Genomic DNA, 26993 nt, shown 5'->3' on the forward strand with positions numbered 1-26993 from the left:
CGGGGCCCCCCCCCCCCCCCCCCCCCCCCCGGCCCCCCCCCCCGCCCCCCCCCGCCCCGCGGGGGGGGGGGGGGGGGCCCCCCCGCCCCCCGGGGGGGCCCGCCCCCCACCACCGGTGCCGCGCGCCGCGCCGCCGAGCGCGCCAGTACGCCGAAGGCGCCGGACCCCTCGAAGGAGGGCCGGCGCCTTCGGCGTACCGACGGGCTGACCGCTACACCCCCGCGATGGCCTCGGCCGCCGCCCGGCCACAGACGCGGGCCGCGCCGTGGGTGGCCAGGTGAAGGGCGCCGCGGGGCTCGGCGCGGGGCACGCCCATCTCGACCACGATCGTGTCGGGGCGGGCCGCCAGCAGGGTGTCGAGAGCCGCCGCCATCCAGGGGTGGCGGTGCTCGTCGCGGACCACGGCCACGACGCGGCGCCGGCCGGCCGCGGCCAGCACCTCGCTCCCGGCGTCCGCTCCGGTGAAGCTGCCGGTCTCCGTGCCGGGGAGCAGGCGGAAGAGTTCGGCGGCGACGCCCCAGGGGGTCTCGTCACCGACCGCGATGTTCGCGACGGGCGTGAGGGCGGCGACGTACGGCGGTTCGGTGAGGGGGGTGAAGCCCTCGGCGCCGGTGATCCGCACGGCGCGGCGGGCGGCGCGCAGGCCCACGTCCCCGTCCTCGCCGGTGGTCTCCGGGCCCCGGAGGTCCGTCCGGTTGGCCGTGGCCCAGCGGGCCAGGGCGCGGACGCGTTCCGCCGCGTCGGCCAGGCGCTCCTCGGGCAGCTCGCCCGAGCGGACGGCCCCGACCAGCGTGTCGCACAGCCGCCGCACGATGTCCTCGTCGGCCAGTCCGCCGCCCACGCAGATGGCGTCGGCGCCGGCCGCGAGGGCCAGGACGCTGCCGCGTTCGATGCCGTACGTGCCCGCGATGGCCTGCATCTCCATGCCGTCGGTGACGATCAGGCCGTCGTAGCCCAGCTCGCCGCGGAGCAGGTCGGTCAGGATGCGGCGGGACAACGTTGCCGGATGGTCCTGGTCCAGGGCCGGGACCAGGATGTGGGCGCTCATCACCGCGCGGCTGCCGGCGGCGATGGCCGCGCGGAACGGGATCAGGTCGCGTTCGGCCAGCACCTCGGCGGCCACGTCGATGCGCGGCATGGCGAGGTGGGAGTCGACGCCCGTGTCCCCGTGCCCCGGGAAGTGCTTGGTGCAGGCCGCCACGCCCGCCGACTGCATGCCGGTGACGTAGGCGGCGGTGTGCCGGGCCGCCAGGCCGGCGCCGGCGCCGAAGGAGCGCACGCCGATGACCGGGTTGTCCGGGTTGGAGTTGACGTCGGCGGACGGGGCCCAGTTGAAGTTGACGCCGCAGGCCGCGAGCCGGCGGCCCAGTTCAGCGGCCACCTCCCGGGTGAGCCCGACGTCGTCCACCGCGCCGAGGGCGAGGTTGCCGGGGAAGGAGGAACCGGTGCGCACCTCCAGCCGGGTGACGTCGCCGCTCTCCTCGTCGATGGCGACGAGGACGTCCTCGCGCTCGGCGCGCAGCTGTGCGGTCAGCGCGGCCACCTGCTCGGCCGAGGCGATGTTGCGCCCGAACAGGCCGACGGAGGCCAGGCCCTCGCCGAGGCGGCGCAGCAGCCAGTCGGGGGCGGTGGTGCCGGTGAAGCCCGGCTGGAGAACGGTGAGCGCGTCACGCGTGAGGGTGTCGGTGGCCCTGGCGATGGTCGTCATCGTTGGCGTTATCCCTTCACGGCGCCGGCGGTCAGACCACTGACGGCCTTGCGCTGCAGGAAGACGAAGAGGATCAGGATCGGGATGGCGAAGAGCGAGGACGCGGCCATGGTCGCACCCCAGTTGTCGCCGAAGACGGTCTGGAAGCTGGTCAGCCACAGCGGCAGGGTCTGGGACTCGGCCTCCTTGTTGACGACCAGGATGAGGGGCAGCTCGTTCCAGGCGGTGATGAAGCCGAACATCGAGGTGGACATCAGGCCCGGGGCGAGCAGCGGCAGGATGACCCGGCGGAACGCCTGGCCGCGGGTGCAGCCGTCGACCAGCGCGGACTCCTCCAGCTCCCTGGGCACGGCGGCGACGAAGCCGCGCAGCGTCAGGATCGTGAAGGGCAGGATCATCATCATGTAGAAGAGGGTGAGCGGCACGAGGCTGTTCAGCATCGACGCGTCGCGCACGATCATGTAGATCGCGATGACCATGACTTCCCAGGGCGCCATCTGGGCGAGCATGAAGCCGACGATGAAGCCGCGCCGTCCCCTGAACCGCATCCGTGCCAGGGCGAACGCCCCGGCCAGCGCGATGACCAGCGAGAAGACGACCGCGCAGACGGTGACGATGAACGAGTTGCCGACGTACGTCCAGAAGTGGTCGGCGTTGACCGCGGTCTTGAAGTGCTCCAGGGTGACGTCGGTCGGGAACCAGACCGGGTCCTCCGAGATGATGTCACCGGTCGGCTTGAAGGCCGTGGCGAACATCCAGTAGACGGGGAAGACGAGGCCGATGAACAGGACGACGGCCGTGACGTTGGGCCACAGGCGGCCGAAGAGCGAGCGCTTCACAGCTCGTCCTCCTCTTGCTTGAGCACGATCCTGAGGTAGTAGGCGGTCAGGCCGAGCAGGATCAGGATGGTCAGGACGGCGATCGCCGCGCCCATGCCGTAGTGCTGATTGCCGACACCCTCGATATAGGCGTAGACGGGCAGGATCTCGGTGAGACGGTCCGGGCCGCCGCCGTTGAACGTGTAGACCTGGACGAACGCCTTGAAGATCCAGATGATCTCCAGGAAGGTCGTGGCGTAGAGGAACGGCCGCAGGACCGGCAGGGTGACCGTGGTGAAGCTGCGCCAGGCGCCGGCTCCGTCGAGGGAGGCGGCCTCGTACAGCTCGGCGGAGATGGTGGTGGTCGCCGCGTACAGGTTGATCGCGACGAACGGGACGGACATCCAGACGATGAGCACGGTGACGACGAAGAAGGTCGACATCTGGCTGCCGGTCCAGCTGTAGTCGGCCATGGAGTGCCAGCCGAGCTTGTCCAGGACCCAGTTGACGACGCCGAAGCGCTGGGCGAAGAGCCACTGGTAGACGGTGGTCGCGGCGACCACCGGCATGGCCCACGCCAGCACCAGGCCGATCAGCAGAACGAGCCGCATCACCCTGCCGAGGCGGGCGAGCAGCAGGCCGATCAGGCCGCCCACCACCATGGTGAGGGCGACGTTGACCGCGGTGAAGATGATCGAGCGGACGGTGACCCGCCAGAAGTCCTCGCCGGTGAGGACCTCCTTGTAGTTGTCGAGGCCGTTCCACTCGGTGACGTGCTGGATCAGCTGCGACATGTTGAGGTTCTGGAAGGACAGCAGGGCGTCCTTCAGCAGCGGCCAGCCGAGCAGCAGCACGGTGGCCGCGCAGGCGGGCAGCAGCAACAGGTACGGGAGGAGCGCGCCGGTGCGCGACGCGGCTCTCTGTTTCGGCCCGCCGGCCTCCCCGCCGTCCGTCTTGCGGACGTCCGCCGGGCCTGAGGGCGGCCGTTCGGTCTGCACGGTCATGCTCGCGGTCTCTCTCTTCTCGACCTGTTCACCTCGACGCCGGGGCGGGGGCCGTCCTGTGCCGGCCCCCGCCCCGGCTCACCCGGTGCTACTGCTGCTGCGCCAGGCGCTTGTTGAACTCGCCCTCGACCTGCTTGGCGGCCTCGGCCGGGGTCTTGCCCTTCAGCACGGCCGTCAGATAGGTCTTGATCGGGTTGGGGTCGTTCTCGACCGCGGCCCACTCCGCGATCAGCGGCGTGGTGTCACCGAACTCGGCGGCGGGCGCGGCCGCCTCGGCGGCGGCGTTGCCCTGCAGGTTGCTCTGCAGCGCCTCCTTGTTCGGGATGACGCCGTTGGCCTTGGCCAGCGCGCCCTCGTACTTGTCGGACAGCGCGATCTTCAGGAACTCCTTGGCCAGCTCCTGCTTCTTGCTGCCCGCGGCGACGGCCAGGTTGGAGCCGCCGAGGAAGACGCCCTCGGGCTTGTCCGCCGTGGCGCCGGGGATGGTGAAGTAGCCGAGGTCCTTCTCGATCGCCGGGTTGGTGGTGATCGCGGTGGCGCCCTCCCAGCCCATGCCGATGATGGCGCCGGTCTTGCCCTTGGCGAAGATCTCACCCTGCTGCGGGGTGGCCTCGTCCTTGTCCTTGGGCGCCTTGGAGAGGGCCTGGAACTTCTTGTAGGTCTCGGTGGCGGCTGCGACCTTCGGGTCGGCGAGGTTGGAGACGTACTTGTCGCCGTCCTTCTTGACCAGCTCGGCGCCCTCACCGATGACCAGGCCCACGAAGTGGTACCAGTTCTGGCCGGGCAGGTAGATCGGCTCGGCGTCGGTCTTCTCGCCGATCGTCTTGAGGGCGTTGTAGAACTCGTCGCGGGTCTTGGGCGTGCCCTTGATGCCCGCGTCAGCCCAGATCTTCTTGTTGTAGACGACCACGCGGTTGACCACGAACCACGGGGCCGCGTACTGCTTGCCGTCGTAGACGGCGGACTTGTTGAGGGACTCGGACCAGTCGGTGCCGATCTCGCTCTTGAGGTCGCTCAGGTCGGCCAGGCCGCCGGTCTTGGCGTAGGCGGGGGTCTGGGTGTTGCCGATCTCGAAGACGTCGGGCGGGTTCTCCTCGGAGAGGGCGGTGGTCAGCTTCTGCTGGATACCGTTCCACTTCTGGATCTCGAACTCGACCTTGGCGTTGGTCTTCGCCTCGAACTCCTTGGCGAGGTCCGCCTGCCAGCCGTCGGGCGAGGAACCGTCCATCACCCACACCTTGAGCGTCTCGCCGGCGGCCCCGGACTCCTCGCCGTCGTCGCCCCCGCACGCCGCGACCGAGACCATCATGCCCGCGATACCGATCGCGGCTATCAGCTTGCGCTTCACGCCAACCCTCCTCAGGGATGCCACACAACCCCCCTGCCTCCCCGCGGTTGCTCGTCGACGCGGACCGCCCATGGGGCCGGGACCTGGACCAATGGTGTAGACCAGTACGGGGAGCTTGGCCCAGACCAATAGGGCTGTCAAGGGTGTTCAACCGCGCTCGACACGTCCGTGATGCGACCGAGATATGCAGGGACCTTTCATTGCGCAAGCGACAGATCGGGCAGACCTGCACCGGGTGTACCACCTCCTACCGAATGACGTGCCGATACGGTTCCGAACGCGCGTACCAGCGCCTCTGGGCGGCGCTGTGGACTAGACCAGCGTGGGTCCCGGAGGTATACAGAAGGGATCACGGAGCGTGCGGGACCATACCGGCACGGAGCCGTGCCACGATGTGAGCCGTGGCCGCCAGGGGTATCGGTCGCTTCGGCACCCGGAGCCGGGAAGGCAGAGCATGAGCACCGACGTCAGCAGTGCGGAGAACGAGGGTGGGGCGACCGTCCGTACCGCGCGCGTGCCCAAGTACTACCGACTGAAGAAGCATCTGCTCGACATGACCCGGACACAGACCCCGGGCACCCCGGTCCCGCCCGAGCGCACGCTGGCCGCGGAGTTCGACACCTCGCGCACCACCGTGCGCCAGGCCCTGCAGGAACTGGTGGTCGAAGGCCGGCTGGAGCGCATCCAGGGCAAGGGCACCTTCGTCGCCAAGCCCAAGGTGTCGCAGGCCCTGCAGCTCACCTCGTACACCGAGGACATGCGGGCACAGGGCCTCGAACCCACCTCGCAGTTGCTGGACATCGGCTACGTCACCGCCGACGACCGGCTCGCCGGACTGCTGGACATCACGGTCGGCGGACGGGTGCTGCGCATCGAGCGGCTGCGCATGGCCAACGGCGAGCCCATGGCCATCGAGACCACCCACCTCAGCGCCAAGCGGTTCCCGGCGCTGCGCCGCTCCCTGGTGAAGTACACGTCCCTGTACACGGCACTCGCCGAGGTGTACGACGTCCATCTCGCCGAGGCCGAGGAGACCATCGAGACCTCCCTGGCCACCCCGCGCGAGGCCGGCCTGCTCGGCACCGACGTGGGCCTGCCCATGCTGATGCTCTCCCGGCACTCGCAGGACCGGACGGGCCAGCCGGTGGAGTGGGTGCGCTCGGTGTACCGGGGCGACCGCTACAAGTTCGTGGCCCGGCTGAAGCGGCCCCAGGACTAGTCCCGGGCCGGCTCCGGGACCGGCTCCGACGGCTGGTGCGTACCCGGCAAATCCCCGCACGCGCGGCCGCGAAGTTGCAGTTGAGGACCGATATACGGACGAGGTCTTCCGCTGTCTCGACACCGTCCCCTACATTTCGTGCGCACTGCACGAGGTGATCAGCGAGGGGACGGAGCCACCGCATGTCACAAGCCCCGGAAGTGAGCAGAGGGCCGACGGTGACGCCGGTGCGCGTCGTCATCGGCCTCTGCCTCGCCGCACCGTTCGTAGCCATGCTGTGGGTGGGTTCGTACGCGAAGACGGACCCGACCCTCATCGGCATCCCCTTCTTCTACTGGTACCAGATGGCATGGGTGATCGTCTCCACCGTGCTCACGGTGATCGCCTACAAGCTGTGGCAGCGTGACCAGCGCGCCCGCCGGGAAGGCGGGGCCAAGTGAACGACGGCGTGAACGGCGTCGCACTCGCCGTCTTCATCTTCTTCTTCGTCCTCGTCACCGCCATGGGCTTCCTGGCCGCCCGCTGGCGCCGGGCCGCGAACGACCAGAGCCTCGACGAGTGGGGCCTGGGCGGCCGCTCGTTCGGCACCTGGGTGACCTGGTTCCTGCTGGGCGGCGACCTGTACACCGCGTACACCTTCGTGGCCGTGCCGGCGGCGATCTACGCGGCGGGCGCGGCCGGTTTCTTCGCAGTGCCGTACACGATCCTGATCTACCCGCTGATCTTCACCTTCCTGCCGCGGCTTTGGTCGGTCTCCCACAAGCACGGGTACGTGACGACCTCGGACTTCGTGCGCGGCCGGTTCGGCTCGAAGGGGCTGTCGCTGGCGGTCGCCGTGACCGGCATCCTCGCCACGATGCCGTACATCGCGCTCCAACTGGTCGGCATCCAGGCCGTGCTGGACGTGATGGGCGTCGGCGGCGGCGAGGACACCAACTGGTTCGTCAAGGACCTGCCCCTGCTGATCGCCTTCGGCGTGCTGGCGGCGTACACCTACTCGTCGGGGCTGCGCGCGCCCGCGCTCATCGCGTTCGTCAAGGACACGCTGATCTACATCGTGATCGCGGTGGCCATCATCTACATCCCGATCAAGCTCGGCGGCTTCGACGACATCTTCGCCGCGGCGAACGACAAGTTCACCGAGTCGGGCAACGGCGGACTGGTGCCGGACCACGGCGGCCAGTGGACGTACGCCACCCTGGCGCTCGGCTCGGCGCTCGCCCTCTTCATGTACCCGCACTCGATCACCGCGACGCTGTCCTCGCGCAGCCGTGAGGTGATCCGGCGCAACACCACCATCCTGCCGCTGTACTCGCTGATGCTCGGCCTGCTCGCGCTGCTCGGCTTCATGGCGATCGCGGCGGGGGTGAAGGTGGAGAACGGGCAGCTGGCCATCCCGCAGCTGTTCGAGAACATGTTCCCGGACTGGTTCGCCGGCGTGGCCTTCGCGGCGATCGGCATCGGCGCCCTGGTCCCGGCGGCGATCATGTCGATCGCCGCCGCGAACCTCTTCACCCGCAACATCTACAAGGACTTCATCAAGCCGGACGCCACCCCGGCCCAGGAGACGAAGGTCTCCAAGCTGGTGTCCCTGCTGGTGAAGGTGGGCGCGCTGGTCTTCGTCCTGGGCATGGACAAGACGGTCGCGATCAACTTCCAGCTGCTCGGCGGCATCTGGATCCTGCAGACCTTCCCGGCGCTGGTCGGCGGCCTGTTCACCCGCTGGTTCCACCGCTGGGCGCTGCTCGGCGGCTGGGCGGTCGGCATGGTCTACGGCACGGTCGCCGCCTACGGTGTCGCCTCGCCGACGCAGAAGCACTTCGGCGGCTCCTCGAAGGAGATCCCCGGCATCGGTGAGATCGGCTACATCGGCCTCACCGCCTTCGTGCTGAACGTCCTGGTCACCGTGGTCCTGACCTTCGTCATGAGGGCCCTCAAGGCGCCCGACGGCGTCGACGAGACCAAGCCCGGCGACTACACGGCGGACGCCGGCGACCCGGGCGTCGAGACGGAGCTGCCGCCGGCCACGGCCGGCACCTCGCACTGACCTCCCGCACGCGTCGGGCCGTCGGGCCGCCGGAGGAATCCGGCGGCCCGACGTCGTCCGCGGCCGCGTACGGCCGCGGAACACGGCCCGTGAACTGACGCACCGGCACGGAGGTACGGCACTACATCTGGGGGTGCTCGCGGAGCACGGCACAAGATGTATGCTCATGCTCGCTGTCGCCGCAGGGGAATCCGGTGCGAATCCGGAACTGTCCCGCAACGGTGTACTTGCGTGCTTCTGTACGTGAGTCCAGTCCGAGGACCTGCCGACAGTGCGCCCGGCCGTCCCGGTCCGGGTGCCATGACGTCCGGGCCTCGTGGAATGGGCCGGTGGACGCGACGCCGTGTGCGCTCGTGAGCTGCCCCTGCCCTCCGCCAGGCCCCGTGCCGAGCGAGGGAGTGCCCCCACGTGACCATCGCGCCAGCCGACCCGGCCTCAGCGACCCCGGTGACGACCTCAGCGACCCCGGTGACCGAGGAACCCGACGGCCCCGGTGCCGCCCTGCTGCGGACCCTGACCGAGCTGACCGCCGACCTCCCCGACGCCGACCCCGGCCGGGTCGCCGCCGCCGCACTGCGCGGCCGGTCCGCCCGCGCGGACGAGTCCGAGCTGCGCGAGCTCGCCACCGAGGCGGCGGCCGGGCTCATCTCGGAGGACCCGGCCTACTCCCGGCTGGCCGCCCGGCTGCTGACCCTCGGCATCCGCGCCGAGGCCGCCTCCCAGGGCGTCACCTCCTTCACCGGCTCGGTCGCCGCCGGCCATCGCGAGGGTCTGATCGCCGACCGCACCGCCGCGTTCGTACGGCTGCACGCGGACCGCCTGGACGCGCTGATCGACCCGGCCGCCGACGACCGTTTCGGCTACTTCGGGCTGCGCACCCTGTACAGCCGCTACCTGCTCCGGCATCCGATCACCCGCAAGGCCGTCGAGACGCCCCAGCACTTCCTGCTGCGCGTCGCCGCCGGGCTCGCCGAGGACGACACCGTGCGGTCCTTCGACGAAGTGGCCGCCCTCTACGGACTGATGAGCCGCCTCGACTACCTGCCCTCCTCCCCCACGCTCTTCAACTCCGGCACCCGGCACGCCCAGATGTCGTCCTGCTACCTCCTCGACTCCCCCAAGGACGAGCTGGACTCCCTCTACGACCGCCTCCACCAGGTCGCCCGCCTCTCCAAGCACGCCGGCGGCATCGGCATCGCCTACTCCCGCGTCCGCGCCCGGGGTTCGCTGATCCGCGGCACCAACGGGCACTCCAACGGCATCGTCCCGTTCCTGAAGACGCTTGACGCCTCGGTCGCCGCCGTGAACCAGGGCGGCCGGCGCAAGGGCGCGGCGGCCGTCTACCTGGAGACCTGGCACGCGGACATCGAGGAGTTCCTGGAACTGCGGGACAACACCGGTGAGGACGCCCGCCGCACGCACAACCTGAACCTGGCACACTGGATCCCCGACGAGTTCATGCGCCGGGTGGACACCGACGGGCAGTGGTCGCTGTTCTCCCCCGCCGACGTGCCCGGGCTGACCGACCTGTGGGGCGAGGAGTTCGACACCGCGTACCGGAGGGCGGAAGCCGCGGGGCTCGCCCGCAGGACCCTCCCCGCCCGCGAGCTGTACGGCCGCATGATGCGCACCCTCGCGCAGACCGGCAACGGCTGGATGACCTTCAAGGACACCGCCAACCGCACCGCCAACCAGACCGCCGAGCCGGGCCACGTCATCCACTCCTCCAACCTCTGCACGGAGATCCTGGAGGTCACGGACGACGGCGAGACGGCGGTCTGCAACCTGGGCTCGGTCAACCTCGGCGCGTTCGTGGACCACGCGGCCGGCGACATGGACTGGGAGCGGCTGGACGCCACCGTCCGCACCGCCGTCACCTTCCTGGACCGGGTCGTCGACATCAACTTCTACCCGACCGAGCAGGCGGGCCGCTCCAACGCCCGCTGGCGCCCGGTGGGCCTCGGCGCGATGGGCCTCCAGGACGTCTTCTTCCAGCTCCGCCTGCCCTTCGACTCACCCGAGGCCAAGGCGCTCTCCACCCGCGTCGCCGAGCGGATCATGCTCGCCGCGTACGAGACCTCCGCCGGCCTCGCCGAGCGGAACGGCCCGCTGCCGGCCTGGGAGAAGACCCGGACGGCCCGGGGTGTGCTGCACCCCGACCACTACGGCGTCCAACAGGCCTGGCCGGAGCGCTGGGCGGCCCTGCGCGAGCGCATCGCCGCGACCGGCCTGCGCAACTCCCTGCTTCTCGCGATCGCCCCGACGGCCACCATCGCCTCCATCGCGGGCGCCTACGAGTGCATCGAGCCGCAGGTGTCCAACCTGTTCAAGCGCGAGACGTTGTCCGGCGAGTTCCTCCAGGTCAACTCGTACCTGGTGAACGACCTGAAGCGGCTCGGCGTGTGGGACGCCCGCACCCGCGAGGCACTGCGCGAGGCGGGCGGCTCGGTGCAGGACTTCACGTGGATCCCCGACGACGTCCGCGCCCTGTACCGCACCGCCTGGGAGATCCCGCAGCGCGGGCTGATCGACATGGCCGCCGCCCGCACCCCGTACCTCGACCAGGCGCAGTCCCTGAACCTGTTCCTGGAGACGCCGACCATCGGAAAGCTCTCCTCGATGTACGCGTACGCCTGGAAGCGCGGCCTGAAGACCACGTACTACCTGCGCTCCCGCCCGGCGACCCGCATCGCCCGCGCGGCCGCCCGAGCCACCGTCCCCGTGCAGGCCGGCCCGGACCCCGAAGCGGTCGCCTGCTCCCTGGAAAACCCCGAGTCCTGCGAGGCCTGCCAGTGATGACCACCGAGACCCCCGCGACCCCCGCCACGAAGAACCTGCTCGACCCCGGCTTCGAGCTGACCCTGCGCCCCATGCGCTACCCGGACTTCTACGAGCGCTACCGGGACGCGATCAAGAACACCTGGCACGTCGAGGAGGTCGACCTCCACTCGGACGTCGCCGACCTGGGAAAGCTCAGCCCCGAGGAACAGCACCTGATCGGCCGGCTGGTGGCCTTCTTCGCCACCGGTGACTCGATCGTCGCGAACAACCTGGTGCTCACCCTCTACAAGCACATCAACTCCCCCGAGGCACGGCTGTACCTGAGCCGCCAGCTCTTCGAGGAGGCCGTCCACGTCCAGTTCTACCTGACGCTGCTGGACACCTACCTGCCCGACCCGGAGGACCGCAACGCGGCCTTCGCCGCGGTCGAGAGCATCCCCTCGATCCGCGAGAAGGCCGGGTTCTGCTTCAAGTGGATGGACTCGGTCGAGTCGCTCGACCGCCTGGAGACCAAGGCCGACCGGCGCCGCTTCCTGCTCAACCTCATCTGCTTCGCCGCGTGCATCGAGGGCCTGTTCTTCTACGGTGCCTTCGCCTACGTCTACTGGTTCCGCAGCCGGGGCCTGCTGCACGGCCTGGCCACCGGCACCAACTGGGTGTTCCGCGACGAGACCATGCACATGTCCTTCGCGTTCGACGTCGTCGACACCGTGCGCAAGGAGGAACCGGAGCTCTTCGACGACGCGCTCGAGCAGCAGGTGACCGACATGCTGAGGGAGGCCGTCGAGGCCGAGCTGCAGTTCGCGCGCGACCTGTGCGGCGACGGCCTCCCGGGCATGAACACCGATTCGATGCGGCAGTACCTGGAGTGCGTGGCCGATCAGCGCCTGACGCGCCTCGGCTTCGCCCCGGTGTACGGCTCCGAGAACCCCTTCTCCTTCATGGAGCTGCAGGGTGTTCAGGAGCTGACCAACTTCTTCGAGCGGCGTCCCTCGGCGTACCAGGTGGCGGTGGAGGGCACCGTCGACCTCGACGAGGACTTCTGAGCCTCCTTCTCCATCCCGTGGTCCTCCTGGGCCTCCCTGAGCTGACGGTCGATGCGCCTGTCGCGCACGATGCCGATCACCGAGGGGAGGACCACGAGGACGAGGAGTCCGAAGGCCACGAGCATTCCGATCAGGGCTTCTGTCTGGTTTCCGGTCATGACACCACTGTCGCGCCGGATACTCCTTACCGGGAGTGGCAGGACTGCCGTAGGACCTCGATTTCCTGCCACTTCCGAGGCACACTGGCGGCATGCTGCAGAACGTGGCCGCCGTCCTGATGGACGGCGCGCATCCCTTCGAACTCGGTGTGGTCTGCGAGGTCTTCGGCATCGACCGGAGCGACGAGGGCCTGCCGGGGTACGACTTCGCCGTGGTCTCCGCGGAGGGCCCGGAGCTGAGCACCCATGTCGGCGGGCTCTCCGTCTCCACGCCGTACGGGCTGGACCGGCTGGAGGAGGCCGACCTGATCGCCGTGCCGGCGGGGAACGACTACGCCCGCCGGGAGTATCCGCCCGAGCTGCTGGACGCCCTGCGGCGGGCGGTGGACCGGGGCGCGCGGGTGCTGAGCGTGTGCTCCGGGGTGTTCGTGCTGGGCGCCGCCGGACTGCTGGACGGACGGCGGTGCGCCGTGCACTGGCACCACGCGGCCGAGCTGGCCCGGCAGTACCCGCGGGTGGCCGTCTCGCCCGACGTGCTCTACGTGGACGAGGACCCGGTGATCACCAGCGCCGGCACCGCCGCCGGCATCGACGCCTGTCTGCACATCGTCCGCAAGGAACAGGGGCCGGAGGTCGCCAACAGGATCGCCCGGCGCATGGTCGTGCCGCCGCACCGGGACGGCGGTCAGGCACAGTACATCGAACGGCCGCTGCCGCGCTCCTCCTGCGACACCGTCGGCGAGGTGCTGGCCTGGATGGAACAGCACCTCGACGAGGAGGTCACCGTCGAGCAGCTGGCGGCCCGGGCGCACATGTCCCCGCGCACCTTCGCCCGCCGCTTCCAGCAGGAGACGGGCACCACTCCCTACCGCTGGATCCTGCGCCAGCGCGTGCTGCTGGCCCAGCGGCTGCTGGAGGCGACGGACGAGACGATGGACGCGATCGCGTGGCGCACCGGCTTCGGTACGGCGGCGGCCCTGCGGCACCAGTTCGTCAGGTCCCTGGGCACCACTCCGCACGCCTACCGGCGCGCCTTCCGGGGCCCGGACTCCGTCGCCCCCGGCCGCGGCACCGCACCGCTCACCGTGCCACGGGCCTGACCAGCAGGTCGTGCGGACGGAGCGTGATGCCCACGCGGACCGCGTCGTTCGAGCCCGCCACCTGCTCGAAGCGGTACTTCGTGGCGAGCGCGGCCGTGATCAGCGTCAGCTGCGCCATGGAGAAGTGGTCGCTGGGGCACTTGCGATTGCCCACACTGAACGGCTTCATGGCGTATTTCGGCACATCCGCCGCGCGTTCCGGCAGCCAGCGGTCCGGGTCGAACTCCAGGTGGCCGTCGTACGACTTCGGATCGCGCTGGATTGCGTACGGACTGTAGATGATGTCCGACCCGGCCGGAATGCGGTAGCCACCGAGTTCGGTCTCGACCACCGCGCGCCGCGTCAATACCCATACGGCGGGACGCAAACGCATGGCCTCCACGATGACATTGCCGGTGTGCGTGAGCTTGCGGACGTCTTCGAATGCCACGGGGCGTCCGCCGGTGACCGCTTCGACTTCGTCGCGTATGCGGTCGGCATGTACCGGATGGTCGGCAAGTGCCTGCAGCAACCACATGATCGTGGAGGCGATGGTTTCACTGCCGGGGGTGAGTATCGCGACCACCTGGTCGTGGATCTCCTGTTCCCCGATCGGCTCCCCGTTGTCGTCCTTCGCCTCCAGCAATGCCGTCAGCAAATCGTCCGGCTTTTGACCGGATGCGCGGCGCTCGGTGATGATCTCGTCGACCAGGAGATGCAAATCGGCCAGCGCGTTGTTGAATTCGCGATTGGCCGGCAGCGGCAGCCGGTAGAGCGGGCCCAGCGGGACCACCATCCGCCGGTACATGCCCCGGAAGACGGTGGCGAGCGCGACGCACAGCCGCTCGGCCCGCTCGTCCATGTACTGGCCGCGCAGCAGACACCGGGCCGCGACGCGCACGGCGACCCGGAAGGACTCGGAGGTGGCGTCGACGGTCCGCCCCGGCTGCCAGCGCTCGGTGAGCGCGTGCGCCTCCTCCTCCATGATCGGTCCGTAGGCGGGGATCGCGTCGAGCTTGAACGCCGGCTGGATGGTGCGCCGCTGGCGGCGGTGGAGCGGGCCGTTGGCGGTCGCCACGCCCTCCTTGCCGAGCAGGCCCTCCAGCGACTCCCACAGCGGGCCGGCTATGTGGTAGTCGGGGCTCAGGGCCAGGGCGCCGGTGAGCTCCGGGGTGGTGACCGCGTAGACGGTCTTCGGGCCGAGCTTGATGCGCACGATGTCGCCGTGGTCGCGCAGCTGGGACATGTAGGCCAGCGGGTCGCGGGCCAGCTTCCAGCCGTGGCCGAGGAGCGGAACGCCGCCGCCCGCCACGGGCGGCACGCGCAGCTCCGGTGCCCCATCGGCACGGGTTTCGGGGGATGGGGACACCCCCTGTCCGAGCGCGGCCGAGGACTTGGGGGAGGAATCGACGGTCATTTCTCACCTGCCGGTTCGTTGTTGACGTACGGGGGCGTGGACCGGTCGTCCCAGCTGTCGACCATGTACCGGCCGGACTCGTGGTGGAACCAGTAGACGGAACTGAACCAGTTCCGCATATTGCCGACGTTGGCCCGTACGGCGCAGCTCATTTCCTTTCCGTGTACGGTTCCGTCATCGAGTTCGTCGGCGAGCCGTAACGCGTCCTGTTCCACGGCGAGGAACTCGGTCACACATTCCTCGACGCGTCGCCGGACTTCTTCCACTGCTTCTTCCAGGGTCAGTCCGTGATGGGTTATGAGACTGATCCCGAGATTATGGACCTCGTCGCCCGCTATTTCTTTCGGGAGTGAGCACAGGTCGTTGTACCAGGCGGCGAAATCCTGGCTCAGCAGCGCCGACCGGCGATATGCCGGGTGTTTCCGGACGGCGTCCGGCAGCTCGCAGCCCGCGCTCGGCTCGAGCAGGTCGGTCCAGATCCAGTGGGCGAAGGTGAGCCGGCGCAGTTCGAGGTACTCCTCGACGCCGGGCACGATCCCGCGGGTGCGGTTGTGGAATTCGCGGTCGTACGCCTCGATCACCGCGTGGAAGTGCCGGGCGAACCGGGCGTTCCACGTCGCCGGCGGCGGCAGGAAGGCGTACAGCCGCCGCACACTGTCCGCGAACCCCGCGACCAGCGCGTCCTCGTGGTACAGGTGGTCCTCCGGTGAGTCGAGCGCCGCGTGCAGCCGGTCCCGCAGTCGCCGCCAGGCGACCGGACGGCCATGGACGATGTCCCGGTCGTGCCGGTCGTCCCAGACGAAGAACCACGCGCTGTAGTCCGCTATCGCCTGCATGACCTCGTCGGGGGCGCCCAGGTAGTACCCCGCCATGAGGTCCGTGTAGCACAGGCCATCGGCATATTCCTCGACCTTGCCCGCCGGCATGAGCCGTTTTTCGAGCATCCAGGTACGGGTCGTCTCCTGGAGCTTCGGCCAATACGGGTGCAGTTGCCGGGGAAATGCCGCCTCGATCACCGGAAGGCGCAGCGATGGCGGTACTGCGATCGCTGTCGGTGTCGCTGTGGTGCCGTGTGAGAAAGCATGCACGAACAAACCCCTCTCAGCCGCCGGTGGCGCACCCCTCACACTGATCGGGACGTGCGCCGTTGCGTATCCCCGCACTTCCCATTCAGCACCACAACTGACCGTTCTGGGAACGGATTTGCTTCATTCGCCACCCCTCGGTGCCGGAATTCTCCTGGTGTGTGGCAGGTTCCGGCAGACGAACGGCGCCCGCTCGGGTGAGTCCCGAACGGGCGCCGTGCGCGCGGTGGTTGTGTGACCGGTGGTGCGGTGTCAGTCGTTCGCGACCACGGGGTAACGCGGCTCGTTCTCGGCCATCTGCCGCAGCGCTTCCTTGCGTTCACGCTTGGAGAGCCGGTCGATGTAGAGGTACCCGTACAGGTGGTCCGTCTCGTGCTGCAAACACCGTGCGAAGTAGCCGGTGCCGCGTACCTTGACCGGGTTGCCCTTCTCGTCCTGCCCGGTCACCTCGGCGTAGTCGGGGCGGGCGAGCGGCGCGTAGGCGGTCGGCACGGACAGGCAGCCCTCGTTGCTGTCGTCCAGGCTGCGGCGGTCGGCGGGCAGTTCGACGAGGACGGGGTTGCAGACCACGCCGACGTGGCGGACGCCCTCGTCGTCGGGGCAGTCGTAGACGAAGACCTTCTTGCCGACGCCGATCTGGTTGGCGGCCAGGCCCACGCCCTCGGCGGTGCGCTGGCTGGCGAACATGTCCGCGACCAGCTGCTGGAACTCGTCGCCGAAGTCGGTGACGTCCTCGCACTCCTTGTGCAGCACCGGGTTGCCGACCACCGTGATCGGACGCGAGGTGCCGCGCTCACGCCAGGCCGCCTCGCGCTCCTCGCAGTCCTCGGTGTCGACGACGAACCCCTCGTCGTCCACGGGGAGCACGCCCGCGTGCTGCTGATCGGTGTCCTGCTGGGCCATGACCGACGTATGCCTTCCTCGTACAACCAAGGGGTGATGCTGATGGTGACTGCTGCTGCAGAGTCCTGGTAAAGACTACGGGGCCGCTCAGCAGACCTCTTCCAGGTCCCGCCAGTCCCGGGAGTCGGGGCTGTCCGCGACCCAGCCGTCCAGCAGCCCCTTCACCAGCGCGGCCGGCGCGGCCACCCCGCACTCCCGCTCGGGCACCCACAGCTGCCCGTCGGTGCGGTGGCCCAGCGGCCCGGGGTGTCCCGGTTCGCTGTGGTCGTGCGGGTCGAGGTGCTCGCCCTCACCCTCGTCGGACGGCATCCGTGACTCGGAGCACATCCGGCACAGCAGCCGGACCGACGACGACCAGTCCTCGGCGGCGAACCCGGCGTCGGCGGCGAGCTGCTCCAGGGCGTCCCGGTCGGACTCGGTGGCGGCCTCCAGCAGGACCACCCAGGTGGGCACGGGCGACGGCGCCCACAGCTCGATCTCGTCGAAGACGGGGTAGGCGTGCCCGGCGGTGGTCGTCCGTTCCCCGTGCGGCACCCCGTCGTGCAGGACGACCTCGCCCCAGCGACGGCCGGAGGACGGCAGCGGGATGGACAGCACCTCGATGCGGGCGGGGTCCAGCCGCCGCCCCCACACCACCTCGGCCTCTCCCTCCGGGGACAGCCGGACGGCCGCGCTGCCGAGGTCCATGCCGAGCGGCTCACCGGCGTCGGTCGCGTCCCCGGGGGTGCGCAGTCCGTAGGCCTGCCAGGCGCGGCGGGCCAGCGGCCAGTCCTGCAGGGCGGTCGCGGCGATGCCGACGTTCCACCAGTCGGGCGCTCCGATGTCCCGGTCGAGCAGCGCCACCGCCCTGAGGCCGGCCGCCCTGGCCTGCTCCCAGTCGTGCCGGAACTTGTGCAGCAGGGCGAGGTTGAACCACGACTCCGACAGCCAGGGTTCCAGGTCGGCGGCCCGCGTCAGCAGGGCGCCCGCGTCCTCGTAGCGACCGTCGCCGATCAGCGTGAACGCGCGGTCGGTGGCCTGCCGCCAGGAGGCGGAGGGCCGGTGCCGTCCCTTGCCGAAGATCCTCACGATTCCCGCCTGCCAGTTCCGTTCATTGGGCTGGCTGTGCCTTTCCGCGCCCCCGGACACCTTCTCCTTCGCATCCAACCACGTACGGCTGGAAGGGCGCTCATTACCCATGGGTTACCCAGCCGCGGGCGCGGTAAGACTGCCCGTCCCGCTCCCGCCCCGCCCTCAGCCGGGACGCTCACGCGCCGCCCCTCCCTGCCGGGAGAGCACCCGGGCCAGTGCTTCCACGACATCGGGAGCGTAGTCGCCCACGGTGGCCAGACGCAGCTCCTCCAGCGCCGTGAGGCCGGCGCCGGGCCCGGCGTCCCGTGTCTTCTCCTCGTAGGCGTTCACGGCCCGCACGATCCGCGCGGCGACCGGCTGTTCCCGGCAGGGGTCGGCCTGCCGTTCCACGACCACGGCGACGGCCGCGCCGACCCCGGTCTGGCGGACGACGGCCCCGCCGAGGAGCGCGATCCTTCGCTGTTCCGCGGCGGGCAGGCCGGCGGTGGCTCCGGCCGGGACCGGGTCGACCAGGCTCAGCTGGCCGATGTCGTGCATGAGGGCCGCGTACTCCAGCACGGTCAGCTCGGCCCCGGACAGCCCCAGGTCCCGTCCGACGGCGCCGCTCAGTTCGGCGACGCGGCGGGCGTGCCCGGCCGGGGTGTACCCGGCGATCTCGGTGGCCCGGGCCAGGGAGGCGATGGTCTGCCGGCAGGTGGCGCGGACGGCCGCGTACCGGCGGTAGGACAGCTGGGTGAGCAGCAGCGGCACGCAGAGGACGGGGAGCGCCCACAGTCCCGCGGCGGCCACCGCGAGCGCCATCACCGCCCCGGTCGCGCACACCGCGGACGTGACCTCGACCATGCCGCGCAGTTCCTCGCGCAGCAGCGGGCCGAAGGGCCGCCCGGTGCGCGCGTGCGCGGGTGCCGCGGCGAGTACGGCGTCGCACAGCGTGGACAGGGCGAGCAGCACGATCAGCAGCAGTGCGTGGGCGGGGCCGCTCCAGTCACGGAGGAGGCCCTGGCTGGACAGCGGCTGGAAGCACACGGCGGCGAAGGCGACGGTGAGCACGCGCCGCGCCAGGGGTTCCAGCACCGGCCCGCCGCCCCGCGCGGTGTAGGGCACGCTGCCGAGCAGCGAGGCGGCGAGCACCACCGTGACCGTCTGGGCGACGCCGTGGTGCGTGGGCCGCCCGGCGACGTCCCCGAGGAGCGCGTACGCCAGCGCTCCGGCGGCCCCGAGCGGCGCGGCCTCCCGGGCCTCGGCCCGGGCCCGCCGGGTGAGTTCACCCAGGGCGACGAGGGCGCCGAAAGCGAGTGCCACGGGCCGCTCGGCCAGTCCCGACCGAAGGACGGAGGCGAGACAGCCGAGCGCGAGGAGCCCGGCGCAGGCGGGGATCAGGAGGAGAACCAGCGGGAACCGGATGCGGGGCCCGGCCGGCGGCAGCGTCCGCGGCCGGCCCCTGTGACGCGACGTCGACGGGGAGGGGGGCCGGGACGGTGTCATGGCAGGCCCCGGCCGACGTGGTCACCCCGTTCACCGCGGCGGCCCCCCGCCGGCCCACGGCAGCCCGGCCGACCCGTCGCCGCACGGCCCACCGTCCCTCGCGCGGGCCCGGCCGGCATCCGGTGGGCCACCGTCCCCGGGCGTCGAGCGCGCCCCGGGTGCGAGCCGCGGCGACGGCCCGCCGGGGTCCTCGCCCCTGTCATGGCGCTCCCCTCGCGGCACTGTTCCGCGCGCTCTCGCCCCGGCCCGGGAGCCCGCCGTCGGGGAGGGCCGGTGTGCCGTCCGCCGTCGCCGCCGGGCGCCGGCCTTCGCATCCCAAGGCGCGGACCAGTGCCCCGACCATCCGTGGGTCGAACTGCGCCCCGGCGCACCGCTGGAGCTCCTCCACCGCCGCCGCGACGGGACGGGCCCGGCTGTAGGAACGCGTGGACGTCATCGCGTCGAAGGCGTCGGCGACGGCCACCACCCGGGCCGATTCCGGGATGCGGTCGCCGGTCAGACCGTAGGGGTAGCCGCTGCCGTCCAGCCGTTCGTGGTGGTGCAGGACGGCGGCCCGGGCCTCCCCCAGGAAGCCGATGCCACGCACCATCTCGTGCCCGTACTCGGGGTGCAGTTCGATCACCCGCCGCTCGTCGGGCGTCAGCGGCCCGTCCTTGCGCAGCAGCCGGGTGGGCACGCCGAGCTTGCCCACGTCGTGCAGGATCCCGGCGAAGCGGAGCGTCTCGACGCGCTCGTCGTCCATGCCCAGCTCGCGGGCGATCATCATCGAGGCCTGTCCGACGCGCTCACTGTGCCCGCGCGTGTAGCCGTCCTTGATGTCGACGGCCTGCACCAGCGCGCGGACGGTCGCCCGGTGCGCGGCCCGCTCCCGGTGGTACTGGGCGAACGCCCACCACGCCACGCACATCGGCAGCAGCACGAGCAGCGCGGCGACGGGACCGTACGGGCTGCGCCACAGGACGGCCATCATCAGCCCGGCGAGCCCGTGCACGGCGATCGGCGCGAGCGACCGGGAGAACAGCCCCCGCCAGGCGCGGCCTGCCGGGACCCGGTCGGCGAACGCCAGAATGCCGCCGTCCAGCAGGGTCAGCACCAGGCAGAACGCCAGAACCGCGGCCCCGGCCGGTACGAGCGCGTACGGGAAGTCGGGGCCGACGACCGCCTCACGCCCGCCCAGCTCCCAGTGGACGTGGGCCGCGGCCCACACGGCGAGTGTCAGCTGCGCGGCCCGCCAGACGCGCCGCAGGGCGACGGGCCGCTGCGCCACCGGGGACAGCAGGGCCCCGGGCAGCGCTACGAGCGCGGCGGCCGGCGGCGGCAGCAGGAAGGCCCCGGCGAGCAGCACGGGGTAGCAGGTCCCGACGGAGCGGGACCGGGCGACGAGTTCCGAGCCCGCGTACAGCGCGGCGAGGAGCAGCACCGCCCACCAGGCCATGTGCGATCGGGGCAGTGGCCTCAGACAGAACAGGGCGGCGAGGGCGACACCGGCGACGTACACACGCGCCCGCGCCGGTACCGCGTCCATGAGGCCCTCCCCCGGCCATGCCTGTCAGACTCCGGAGCCTAGGACGGCGGCAGGGGGAACGCGGGCAGATAACCCGCGGATTAGCACGTACGAGTGACGCGGCACGCGTGACATGACGCGACCGACGCGGCATGTCCCGTACGTGGACCGGCTCAGGACTCCTGAGGAGTCGGCGGCGCGGCCGTGACGTCGTGCTCGGGCACGGACTGCCCGGAGCGGATCAGGTCGATCCGGCCCATGACCTTGGACCGCAGGTCACCCGGCACGTCGTCCTGTCCGCAACACCGCTTGACCAGCTTCTTCACGGCCTGCTCCAGCCCGTACTTCTCCAGGCAGGGCGAGCACTCCTCGAAGTGGTGCTCGAACTTCACGCAGTCCGAGTCAGGCATCTCCTTGTCGAGGAACTCGTAGAGATGATCGAGGATCTCGCTGCAATCCGTTTCGTGCGGCTCTCCGCAGCTCATGACCCCGAGCCTTTCGCTTCGTTCGACTCTCCGGCGCCGGCCGGGACCAGGCCGCGGTCGCGGGCGTAGTCCTCCAGCATGCCGCGCAGCTGACGGCGTCCACGGTGCAGCCGGGACATCACCGTACCGATGGGTGTCCCCATGATGTCCGCGATCTCCTTGTAGGCAAAGCCCTCTACATCCGCCAGATACACGGCGATGCGGAACTCCTCGGGGATCGCCTGGAGTGCCTGCTTCACGTCCGAGTCGGGCAGGTGGTCGAGCGCCTGGGACTCCGCGGAGCGCAGACCCGTCGACATGTGCGACTCGGCGCGCGCCAGCTGCCAGTCCTCGATCTCCTCGGCCGCGCTGCGCTGGGGTTCGCGCTGCTTCTTGCGGTACGAGTTGATGAAGGTGTTGGTGAGGATGCGGTACAGCCACGCCTTGAGGTTGGTGCCCTCGCGGAACTGGTGGAAGGACGCGTACGCCTTGGCGTAGGTCTCCTGCACCAGGTCCTCGGCGTCGGCCGGATTACGCGTCATGCGCAGCGCGGCCGAGTACATCTGGTCGAGGAACTCGAGCGCGTCCCGCTCGAAGCGCGCGCTGCGCTCCGCGGTCGACTCCGCGCCCGTGCCCCGGCCCTCGGGCTGCTCCGCCTGGCCGTGTTCGGTCCCTGCGTCGGTCCCAGTGACCGGACCCACCTCCTCCAGTGTTGTCGCGAGACCGAGACCGGCCCCACTCGAATCGGAGGATAGACGACGATCCGGTCCGCCCGCCGCCCGAATAGGGGCGGTCTTCGCCGCGTGCAGCACCGTCCAGTCCAGGTCGGCGCGGCTGCTGCGACTTGGGCAGAAGGTCGAACCCATGCGGCGGACTTCCTCTCCTACGGCGGCGGTGCTGATGGTCAGCAACGTATGTCCGCCACAACAGCGGCCGCCTGCCGGTCATTCCCGGGCGTTCACCCGAGTGAGGCGACCCACTTCGCGACGCCTTCGGTGATCGAATCCAGGGCCTGCTCCTGCGTGGTCCCGGCCCGCTTGGGCACCGCGAAGCCGTGGTCGGCGTTCGCCACCTCGATCAGGTCGTACGTCCCCTCGGGGGCCTCGGGGAACTCCACCGGCCTGCCGAACGGGTCGTTGCCGCCCTGGACGACGAGGGTGGGCACACCGGCCCCGAGCAGCTCGTCGGCGCGGGACTTCTCCGGCTTGCCCGGCGGGTGCAGCGGGAAGCTCAGGGCGAGGACGGCGTGGGCGCCCAGTTCGGCGGCGGTGCGGCAGGCGACGCGGGCTCCGGCGCTGCGGCCACCGGAGATCACCGGCAGCCCCCGCGCGGCCAGCGCCGGCCAGATGCCGCGCCAGCCGGCGTCGAGGGTCTTCGGCGCGGGGGCCAGCTTCTTGCCGGCCACCCGCCAGGGCTGTTCGACGAGGGCGACGCTCACGCCGTGCGCGGGCAGTGCGGCCGCCAGCGCCCGCAGGTCGCGCGCCTCGATGCCGCCGCCGGCGCCGTGGCTCACGGCGAGGACGAGGCGGGGCTTCCGCGCCGGGTGCCAGGTGATGCGGGCGGGGCCGGCTCCGGTGTCGACGGTCTCGGGGGTGTCGGCGGCCTGGGAGGTCTCGGTGTCGACGGTCTCGGGGGTGTCGGCGGCCTGGGAGGTCTCGGGGGTGTGGACGGTGTCGGATGTGTCGGAGGTCTCAGGGGTGTCGGAGGTCTCAGGGGTCTTACTGGTCACGTCAGAAAAGTGTGCCCTCTTCCGGCCCCTCCAGCTCCTTCAGCAGCTCCGGCCCGTTGTTGCGGACGCTGCTGACGGCCGTGGAGACGGGGAACGCCCGCATCAGCCCGGCGGGCGGGGGCGTCAGAAGGGAGGTCAGTTCGGCGGGGTCGGTGCGTGCCGGGTCGAGCCAGTCGTCCCACCGGTCCGGCGTGAGCATCAGCGGCATCCGCGGGTGGATGTCGGCCAGCGCGTGCGGGCCGTCGGCCGGGGCGACCGCGAGCGGCGTGGCCTCCGCCTCGGTGGTGATCACCGAGCACGTCACCCACCAGGCCCGCGGGTGGTCGTCCGGCAGGGTCCTGTCCCGCCAGAACTCGTACAGACCGGCCATCGCGAAGACCGAGCCGTCGGCCGGGGTCACGAAGTACGGCTGCTTGCGGGGCCGCTTCTTGCGCCCCTCGACCTCCAGGTCGCGCTCCTGCTTGCCGGTGACCCACTCGTAGTAGCCGTCGGCGGGCAGGATGCAGCGCCGGGTGGAGAAGGCGCGACGGTAGGACGGCTTCTCGTGGACGGTCTCCGCGCGCGCGTTGATCATCCGGGCGCCGCCCTCGGGCGTCTTGGACCAGGAGGGCACGAGGCCCCACTTCAGCTTCCGCAGCTGGCGAACCGGCTTCGGGTCCTCGACGTCTTTCAGGGGACGGTCCAGGACGGCGTAGACCTCCTTGGTGGGGGCCACGTTGTAGTCGGGCTCCAAGGTCTCCTCGGGCTCCCACTTCTCGATCTCGAAGATTCCCGCGAGATCCTCGGGTCGACGACTCGCCGCATACCGTCCGCACATACGTGCCACACTGCCAGACCCCGCGCGCATACGAGGAGCCCTCACCGAACATGGACCACCTCGCAACGGCCTCGCTCACCTCCCTCTGGGACGAGGTCTCCGGCACCCAGCCCGATCCCGACCTGTGGGTGGTGATCGCGGCCCTGGTCGCCGCGCTCGCCGTCGTCGTGCCGCACGGGCTGTGGCGGATAGCGCGCAACGCCATCACCATCGCCCACGAGGGCGGCCACGGGCTCGTGGCCCTGCTCACCGGGCGCACGCTGACCGGCATCACGCTGCACTCGGACACCAGCGGCCTGACCGTCAGCCGGGGCAAGCCGCACGGGCTCGGAATGATCCTGACCGCGGTGGCCGGCTACACCGCTCCCCCGCTGCTCGGCCTCGGCGGCGCCGCGCTGCTGGCCGCGGGGCGCGTCACCCTGCTGCTGTGGCTGGCGACGGCGCTGCTCGTCGCCCTGCTGGTGATGGTCCGCAACGCGTACGGGGTGCTCACGGTGGTGCTCACCGGCGCCACGTTCGTCCTGGTGTCCTGGCTGGCCGGTCCTCAGGTGCAGGCGGCGTTCGCGTACGCCGTGGTGTGGTTCCTGCTGCTGGGCGGGGTGCGGCCGGCGTTCGAACTGCAGGCCAAGCGGGCGCGGGGCGGTGCCGGGGACTCGGACGCGGACCAGCTGGCCCGGCTGACCCACGCACCGGCGGGGATCTGGTTCTTCCTGTTCCACGCGGTGTCGCTGTGCTCGCTGATCGGCGGGGGGCGCTGGCTGCTGGAGCTGTGAACCGGGGCGTGCCCGGCCCCACGCTTCCGCATATATGCACGGCAATTGCAGAGCCGAATTGCACTGTCGCGCATTCGGCCGGGTTTCGCCGCTTTTGATCAAGATCTCCCGGCTTCCTCAGCCATTAAAGTGGGGCCCATGACCGTGAACCCCGCGCACACCGCCCTCTGGCCCGCCCCGCACGCGAGCGGAGCCGTCGACGCGACCGTCCACGTGCCCGGATCCAAGTCGGTCACCAACCGCGCCCTGGTGCTGGCCGCCCTCGCCTCCGAGCCCGGCTGGCTGCGCCGCCCGCTGCGCTCCCGCGACACCCTGCTGATGGCCGGCGCCCTGCGCGCGATGGGCGTCGAGATCGAGGAGGGCGTCGGCCCGGAGGGCACCGGCGAGTTCTGGCGCGTCATCCCGGCCGGCCTGCGCGGCCCGGCCACGGTCGACGTGGGCAACGCGGGCACGGTCATGCGCTTCCTGCCGCCGGTCGCCACGCTCGCCGACGGCGCCATCCGCTTCGACGGCGACCCGCGCTCGTACGAGCGCCCCCTGCACGGCGTGATCGACGCGCTGCGCGTCCTCGGTGCCCGCATCGACGACGACGCGCGCGGCGCGCTCCCGATGACCGTGCACGGCGGCGGCGCGCTGGAGGGCGGCCCGGTCGAGATCGACGCGTCGTCGTCCTCACAGTTCGTCAGCGCGCTGCTCCTGTCCGGCCCGCGCTTCAACCAGGGCGTGGAGGTCCGCCACACCGGCTCCGCGCTGCCGTCCATGCCGCACATCCGCATGACCGTCGACATGCTGCGCTCGGTCGGCGCCCAGGTCGACACGCCGGAGTCCGGCGGCGAGCCGAACGTCTGGCGGGTCACGCCGGGCGCGCTGCTCGGCCGGGACCTGACGATCGAGCCGGACCTGTCCAACGCCCAGCCGTTCCTGGCGGCGGCGCTGGTGACCGGCGGCAGGGTCGTCATCCCCGACTGGCCGTCCCGCACCACCCAGCCCGGTGACCGGCTCCGCGAGATCTTCACCGAGATGGGCGGTTCCTGCGAACTGACGGACTACGGACTCGTCTTCACCGGTTCGGGCGCCGTGCACGGCATCGACGTCGACCTCGGCGAGGTCGGCGAGCTGACCCCGGGCATCGCGGCCGTCGCCGCCCTCGCGGACTCCCCCTCGACCCTGCGCGGGGTGGCTCACCTGCGCCTGCACGAGACGGACCGGCTGGCCGCGCTCACCAAGGAGATCAACGAACTCGGCGGCGACGTCACCGAGACCGCCGACGGACTGCACATCCGTCCCCGGCGCCTGCACGGCGGCGTCTTCCACACCTACGAGGACCACCGCATGGCCACCGCCGGCGCGATCATCGGCCTCGGCGTCGAGGGCGTGGAGATCGAGAACGTGGCGACGACCGCCAAGACCCTGCCCGAATTCCCCGACCTGTGGACCGGGATGCTCGGGGCGTAGGGACGTTTCGCCATGCGCCGCTACGGCAAGCACACCGACGAGGACGACATCCGCTCCCGCCCCAACCGCAAGGGCAACCGGCCGCGCACCCACATCCGGCCCAAGCACGAGGACGCCGCCGAGGGCCTGGTCCTCACCGTGGACCGCGGCAGGCTGACCTGCCTCGTCGAGGACCGGATCGTCATGGCGATGAAGGCCCGCGAACTGGGCCGCAAGGCGGCGGTCGTCGGCGACCGGGTCGCGCTGGTCGGCGACCTCACCGGCAAGAAGGACACGCTCGCGCGGATCGTCCGCATCGAGGAGCGCACCTCGCTGCTGCGCCGCACGGCGGACGACGACGACCCCTACGAACGCGTGGTCGTCGCCAACGCCGACCAACTCGCCATCGTCACCGCCCTCGCCGACCCCGAGCCGCGCCCCCGGCTGATCGACCGCTGCCTGGTCGCGGCGTTCGACGGCGGCCTCACCCCGCTGCTGGTGATGACCAAGTCGGACCTCGCGTCACCGGACGAACTCCTGGAGCTGTACGGGGCGTTGGACATCCCCTACGTCGTCACCAGCCGCGAGGAGCTGGAGAACGGCGCCGCGGCAGGCCTCGTACGAGAGCACCTGGACGGGAAGATCACCGCGTTCGTCGGCCACTCGGGCGTCGGCAAGACGACCCTCGTCAACACCCTGGTGCCCGAGGAGCGCCGCCGTGTGACGGGCCACGTCAACGCGGTGACGGGTCGCGGTCGGCACACGACGACCTCGGCCCTCGCCCTGCCACTGTCCTCCGAGGCGGGTGGCTGGGTCGTCGACACCCCGGGCGTACGGTCGTTCGGGCTGGCGCACATCGACCCGTCCCGGGTGATCAACGCCTTCCCGGACCTGGTGCCCGGCACGGAGGGCTGCCCGCGCGCGTGCAGCCACGACGAGCCCGACTGCGCGCTCGACACCTGGGTCGCCGAGGGGCACGCCGATCCCGCGCGGCTGTACTCGCTGCGCCGGCTGCTGTCGACGCGGGAGCGGAAGGAAGGCGACTGACCTCCGCGTTGTTTGCCGTGCCGTGGTACCGGTAAGTGCATAATCGCACCAAGCCG

24 protein-coding genes and 1 riboswitch are annotated in these 26993 nt (G+C 71.0%); of the genes, 9 read left to right on the forward strand and 15 right to left on the reverse strand.

Going from position 1 to position 26993, the window contains the following annotated elements:
- Positions 1 to 211: 211 nt before the first annotated feature.
- From ACH4F2_RS31375 to ACH4F2_RS31390, 4 genes are all read right to left on the reverse strand, one after another.
- Positions 212 to 1708, reverse strand: coding sequence for a glycoside hydrolase family 3 protein (locus ACH4F2_RS31375; protein WP_398136137.1), 1497 nt, complete (start codon positions 1706 to 1708; stop codon positions 212 to 214).
- A gap of 8 nt (positions 1709 to 1716) precedes the next feature.
- Positions 1717 to 2547, reverse strand: a complete 831-nt coding sequence (locus ACH4F2_RS31380; RefSeq protein WP_398136138.1) for a carbohydrate ABC transporter permease — start codon at positions 2545 to 2547, stop codon at positions 1717 to 1719.
- The gene (locus tag ACH4F2_RS31385) at positions 2544 to 3530 is read right to left on the reverse strand and encodes a carbohydrate ABC transporter permease (RefSeq protein ID WP_398136139.1); all 987 of its coding nucleotides are present in this window, start codon (positions 3528 to 3530) and stop codon (positions 2544 to 2546) included. The genes ACH4F2_RS31380 and ACH4F2_RS31385 overlap by 4 nt, the downstream gene beginning before the upstream one ends.
- A gap of 88 nt (positions 3531 to 3618) precedes the next feature.
- Positions 3619 to 4878 (reverse strand): extracellular solute-binding protein, encoded by a 1260-nt coding sequence (locus tag ACH4F2_RS31390; RefSeq protein WP_398136140.1) that lies wholly within the window; start codon positions 4876 to 4878, stop codon positions 3619 to 3621.
- Positions 4879 to 5332: 454 nt separating this feature from the next.
- On the opposite strand from ACH4F2_RS31390, the gene ACH4F2_RS31395 reads away from it, so the two are divergent.
- From ACH4F2_RS31395 to ACH4F2_RS31415, 5 genes are all read left to right on the forward strand, one after another.
- The gene (locus ACH4F2_RS31395; RefSeq protein ID WP_398136141.1) at positions 5333 to 6097 is read left to right on the forward strand and encodes a GntR family transcriptional regulator; all 765 of its coding nucleotides are present in this window, start codon (positions 5333 to 5335) and stop codon (positions 6095 to 6097) included.
- Positions 6098 to 6279: 182 nt separating this feature from the next.
- Positions 6280 to 6537 (forward strand): DUF3311 domain-containing protein, encoded by a 258-nt coding sequence (locus tag ACH4F2_RS31400; protein WP_398136142.1) that lies wholly within the window; start codon positions 6280 to 6282, stop codon positions 6535 to 6537.
- The gene (gene mctP, locus ACH4F2_RS31405) at positions 6534 to 8144 is read left to right on the forward strand and encodes a monocarboxylate uptake permease MctP (RefSeq protein ID WP_398136143.1); all 1611 of its coding nucleotides are present in this window, start codon (positions 6534 to 6536) and stop codon (positions 8142 to 8144) included. The genes ACH4F2_RS31400 and mctP overlap by 4 nt, the downstream gene beginning before the upstream one ends.
- Before the next feature lie 185 nt (positions 8145 to 8329).
- A riboswitch (cobalamin riboswitch) is annotated at positions 8330 to 8407 on the forward strand.
- Positions 8408 to 8552: 145 nt separating this feature from the next.
- Positions 8553 to 10940 carry a ribonucleoside-diphosphate reductase subunit alpha gene (locus ACH4F2_RS31410; RefSeq protein ID WP_398136144.1) on the forward strand — a complete coding sequence of 796 codons (2388 nt, stop codon included), beginning with the start codon at positions 8553 to 8555 and terminating at the stop codon, positions 10938 to 10940.
- Positions 10940 to 11971 carry a ribonucleotide-diphosphate reductase subunit beta gene (locus ACH4F2_RS31415; RefSeq protein ID WP_398136145.1) on the forward strand — a complete coding sequence of 344 codons (1032 nt, stop codon included), beginning with the start codon at positions 10940 to 10942 and terminating at the stop codon, positions 11969 to 11971. The genes ACH4F2_RS31410 and ACH4F2_RS31415 overlap by 1 nt, the downstream gene beginning before the upstream one ends.
- Here the strand turns inward: ACH4F2_RS31415 and ACH4F2_RS31420 are convergent.
- Positions 11884 to 12129, reverse strand: a complete 246-nt coding sequence (locus ACH4F2_RS31420; RefSeq protein WP_398136146.1) for a hypothetical protein — start codon at positions 12127 to 12129, stop codon at positions 11884 to 11886. The two genes, ACH4F2_RS31415 and ACH4F2_RS31420, sit on opposite strands and share 88 nt — an antisense overlap.
- A 92-nt stretch (positions 12130 to 12221) precedes the next feature.
- Between ACH4F2_RS31420 and ACH4F2_RS31425 the strand changes: the two genes are divergently transcribed.
- Positions 12222 to 13229: a GlxA family transcriptional regulator gene (locus ACH4F2_RS31425; RefSeq protein ID WP_398136147.1), complete on the forward strand. Its 1008-nt coding sequence runs from the start codon at positions 12222 to 12224 to the stop codon at positions 13227 to 13229.
- Here ACH4F2_RS31425 and ACH4F2_RS31430 read toward each other — a convergent pair.
- The 10 genes from ACH4F2_RS31430 to ACH4F2_RS31475 form a co-directional block, all read right to left on the reverse strand.
- Positions 13210 to 14625, reverse strand: a complete 1416-nt coding sequence (locus tag ACH4F2_RS31430) for a cytochrome P450 (protein WP_398136148.1) — start codon at positions 14623 to 14625, stop codon at positions 13210 to 13212. The two genes, ACH4F2_RS31425 and ACH4F2_RS31430, sit on opposite strands and share 20 nt — an antisense overlap.
- On the reverse strand, positions 14622 to 15713 hold the full coding sequence (gene cyc1 / locus ACH4F2_RS31435; RefSeq protein WP_398136149.1) for an epi-isozizaene synthase: 1092 nt from the start codon (positions 15711 to 15713) through the stop codon (positions 14622 to 14624). The genes ACH4F2_RS31430 and cyc1 overlap by 4 nt, the downstream gene beginning before the upstream one ends.
- Before the next feature lie 249 nt (positions 15714 to 15962).
- Positions 15963 to 16613, reverse strand: coding sequence for a peptide deformylase (gene def / locus ACH4F2_RS31440; RefSeq protein ID WP_398136150.1), 651 nt, complete (start codon positions 16611 to 16613; stop codon positions 15963 to 15965).
- 87 nt (positions 16614 to 16700) lie between these two features.
- Positions 16701 to 17681, reverse strand: a complete 981-nt coding sequence (locus ACH4F2_RS31445; RefSeq protein ID WP_055417933.1) for a hypothetical protein — start codon at positions 17679 to 17681, stop codon at positions 16701 to 16703.
- Between the two features lie 165 nt (positions 17682 to 17846).
- Positions 17847 to 19169, reverse strand: coding sequence for an HD-GYP domain-containing protein (locus tag ACH4F2_RS31450; RefSeq protein WP_398136151.1), 1323 nt, complete (start codon positions 19167 to 19169; stop codon positions 17847 to 17849).
- Positions 19170 to 19368: 199 nt separating this feature from the next.
- Positions 19369 to 20694 (reverse strand): HD-GYP domain-containing protein, encoded by a 1326-nt coding sequence (locus ACH4F2_RS31455; RefSeq protein WP_398136152.1) that lies wholly within the window; start codon positions 20692 to 20694, stop codon positions 19369 to 19371.
- A gap of 152 nt (positions 20695 to 20846) precedes the next feature.
- Positions 20847 to 21158, reverse strand: a complete 312-nt coding sequence (gene rsrA / locus ACH4F2_RS31460; RefSeq protein WP_386316574.1) for a mycothiol system anti-sigma-R factor — start codon at positions 21156 to 21158, stop codon at positions 20847 to 20849.
- On the reverse strand, positions 21155 to 21838 hold the full coding sequence (gene sigR, locus ACH4F2_RS31465; protein ID WP_003973756.1) for an RNA polymerase sigma factor SigR: 684 nt from the start codon (positions 21836 to 21838) through the stop codon (positions 21155 to 21157). Before sigR ends, rsrA begins: the two co-directional genes overlap by 4 nt.
- Before the next feature lie 257 nt (positions 21839 to 22095).
- Positions 22096 to 22692 carry an alpha/beta family hydrolase gene (locus tag ACH4F2_RS31470; RefSeq protein WP_398136194.1) on the reverse strand — a complete coding sequence of 199 codons (597 nt, stop codon included), beginning with the start codon at positions 22690 to 22692 and terminating at the stop codon, positions 22096 to 22098.
- A gap of 175 nt (positions 22693 to 22867) precedes the next feature.
- Entirely contained in the window at positions 22868 to 23683 is an 816-nt protein-coding gene (locus tag ACH4F2_RS31475) for an SOS response-associated peptidase (protein ID WP_398136153.1), read from the reverse strand.
- A gap of 50 nt (positions 23684 to 23733) precedes the next feature.
- Here ACH4F2_RS31475 and ACH4F2_RS31480 point away from each other — a divergent pair, with 50 nt between their 5' ends.
- From ACH4F2_RS31480 to rsgA, 3 genes are all read left to right on the forward strand, one after another.
- Positions 23734 to 24456, forward strand: a complete 723-nt coding sequence (locus ACH4F2_RS31480) for a M50 family metallopeptidase (protein ID WP_398136154.1) — start codon at positions 23734 to 23736, stop codon at positions 24454 to 24456.
- Positions 24457 to 24594: 138 nt separating this feature from the next.
- The gene (gene aroA / locus ACH4F2_RS31485; protein WP_398136155.1) at positions 24595 to 25911 is read left to right on the forward strand and encodes a 3-phosphoshikimate 1-carboxyvinyltransferase; all 1317 of its coding nucleotides are present in this window, start codon (positions 24595 to 24597) and stop codon (positions 25909 to 25911) included.
- Between the two features lie 12 nt (positions 25912 to 25923).
- Complete coding sequence (gene rsgA / locus ACH4F2_RS31490; RefSeq protein ID WP_398136156.1) at positions 25924 to 26937, forward strand: ribosome small subunit-dependent GTPase A; 1014 nt, start codon at positions 25924 to 25926, stop codon at positions 26935 to 26937.
- The last annotated feature ends 56 nt before the right edge of the window (positions 26938 to 26993 follow it).

Source organism: Streptomyces sp. NPDC017890, from assembly GCF_044328675.1.
GTDB lineage: Bacteria > Actinomycetota > Actinomycetes > Streptomycetales > Streptomycetaceae > Streptomyces.

What these genes read in the sequence shown, in the direction of transcription:
- ACH4F2_RS31420 (WP_398136146.1), bottom strand. Translation starts at nt 12,129, where the DNA reads ATGACCGGAAACCAGACAGAAGCCCTGATCGGAATGCTCGTGGCCTTC.
- ACH4F2_RS31415 (WP_398136145.1), top strand. Translation starts at nt 10,940, where the DNA reads ATGACCACCGAGACCCCCGCGACCCCCGCCACGAAGAACCTGCTCGAC.
- ACH4F2_RS31450 (WP_398136151.1), bottom strand. Translation starts at nt 19,169, where the DNA reads ATGACACCGTCCCGGCCCCCCTCCCCGTCGACGTCGCGTCACAGGGGC.
- ACH4F2_RS31425 (WP_398136147.1), top strand. Translation starts at nt 12,222, where the DNA reads ATGCTGCAGAACGTGGCCGCCGTCCTGATGGACGGCGCGCATCCCTTC.
- ACH4F2_RS31375 (WP_398136137.1), bottom strand. Translation starts at nt 1,708, where the DNA reads ATGACGACCATCGCCAGGGCCACCGACACCCTCACGCGTGACGCGCTC.
- def (WP_398136150.1), bottom strand. Translation starts at nt 16,613, where the DNA reads ATGGCCCAGCAGGACACCGATCAGCAGCACGCGGGCGTGCTCCCCGTG.
- rsrA (WP_386316574.1), bottom strand. Translation starts at nt 21,158, where the DNA reads ATGAGCTGCGGAGAGCCGCACGAAACGGATTGCAGCGAGATCCTCGAT.
- ACH4F2_RS31400 (WP_398136142.1), top strand. Translation starts at nt 6,280, where the DNA reads ATGTCACAAGCCCCGGAAGTGAGCAGAGGGCCGACGGTGACGCCGGTG.
- ACH4F2_RS31455 (WP_398136152.1), bottom strand. Translation starts at nt 20,694, where the DNA reads ATGGACGCGGTACCGGCGCGGGCGCGTGTGTACGTCGCCGGTGTCGCC.
- ACH4F2_RS31385 (WP_398136139.1), bottom strand. Translation starts at nt 3,530, where the DNA reads ATGACCGTGCAGACCGAACGGCCGCCCTCAGGCCCGGCGGACGTCCGC.
- ACH4F2_RS31475 (WP_398136153.1), bottom strand. Translation starts at nt 23,683, where the DNA reads ATGTGCGGACGGTATGCGGCGAGTCGTCGACCCGAGGATCTCGCGGGA.
- aroA (WP_398136155.1), top strand. Translation starts at nt 24,595, where the DNA reads ATGACCGTGAACCCCGCGCACACCGCCCTCTGGCCCGCCCCGCACGCG.
- rsgA (WP_398136156.1), top strand. Translation starts at nt 25,924, where the DNA reads ATGCGCCGCTACGGCAAGCACACCGACGAGGACGACATCCGCTCCCGC.
- ACH4F2_RS31480 (WP_398136154.1), top strand. Translation starts at nt 23,734, where the DNA reads ATGGACCACCTCGCAACGGCCTCGCTCACCTCCCTCTGGGACGAGGTC.
- ACH4F2_RS31430 (WP_398136148.1), bottom strand. Translation starts at nt 14,625, where the DNA reads ATGACCGTCGATTCCTCCCCCAAGTCCTCGGCCGCGCTCGGACAGGGG.
- ACH4F2_RS31395 (WP_398136141.1), top strand. Translation starts at nt 5,333, where the DNA reads ATGAGCACCGACGTCAGCAGTGCGGAGAACGAGGGTGGGGCGACCGTC.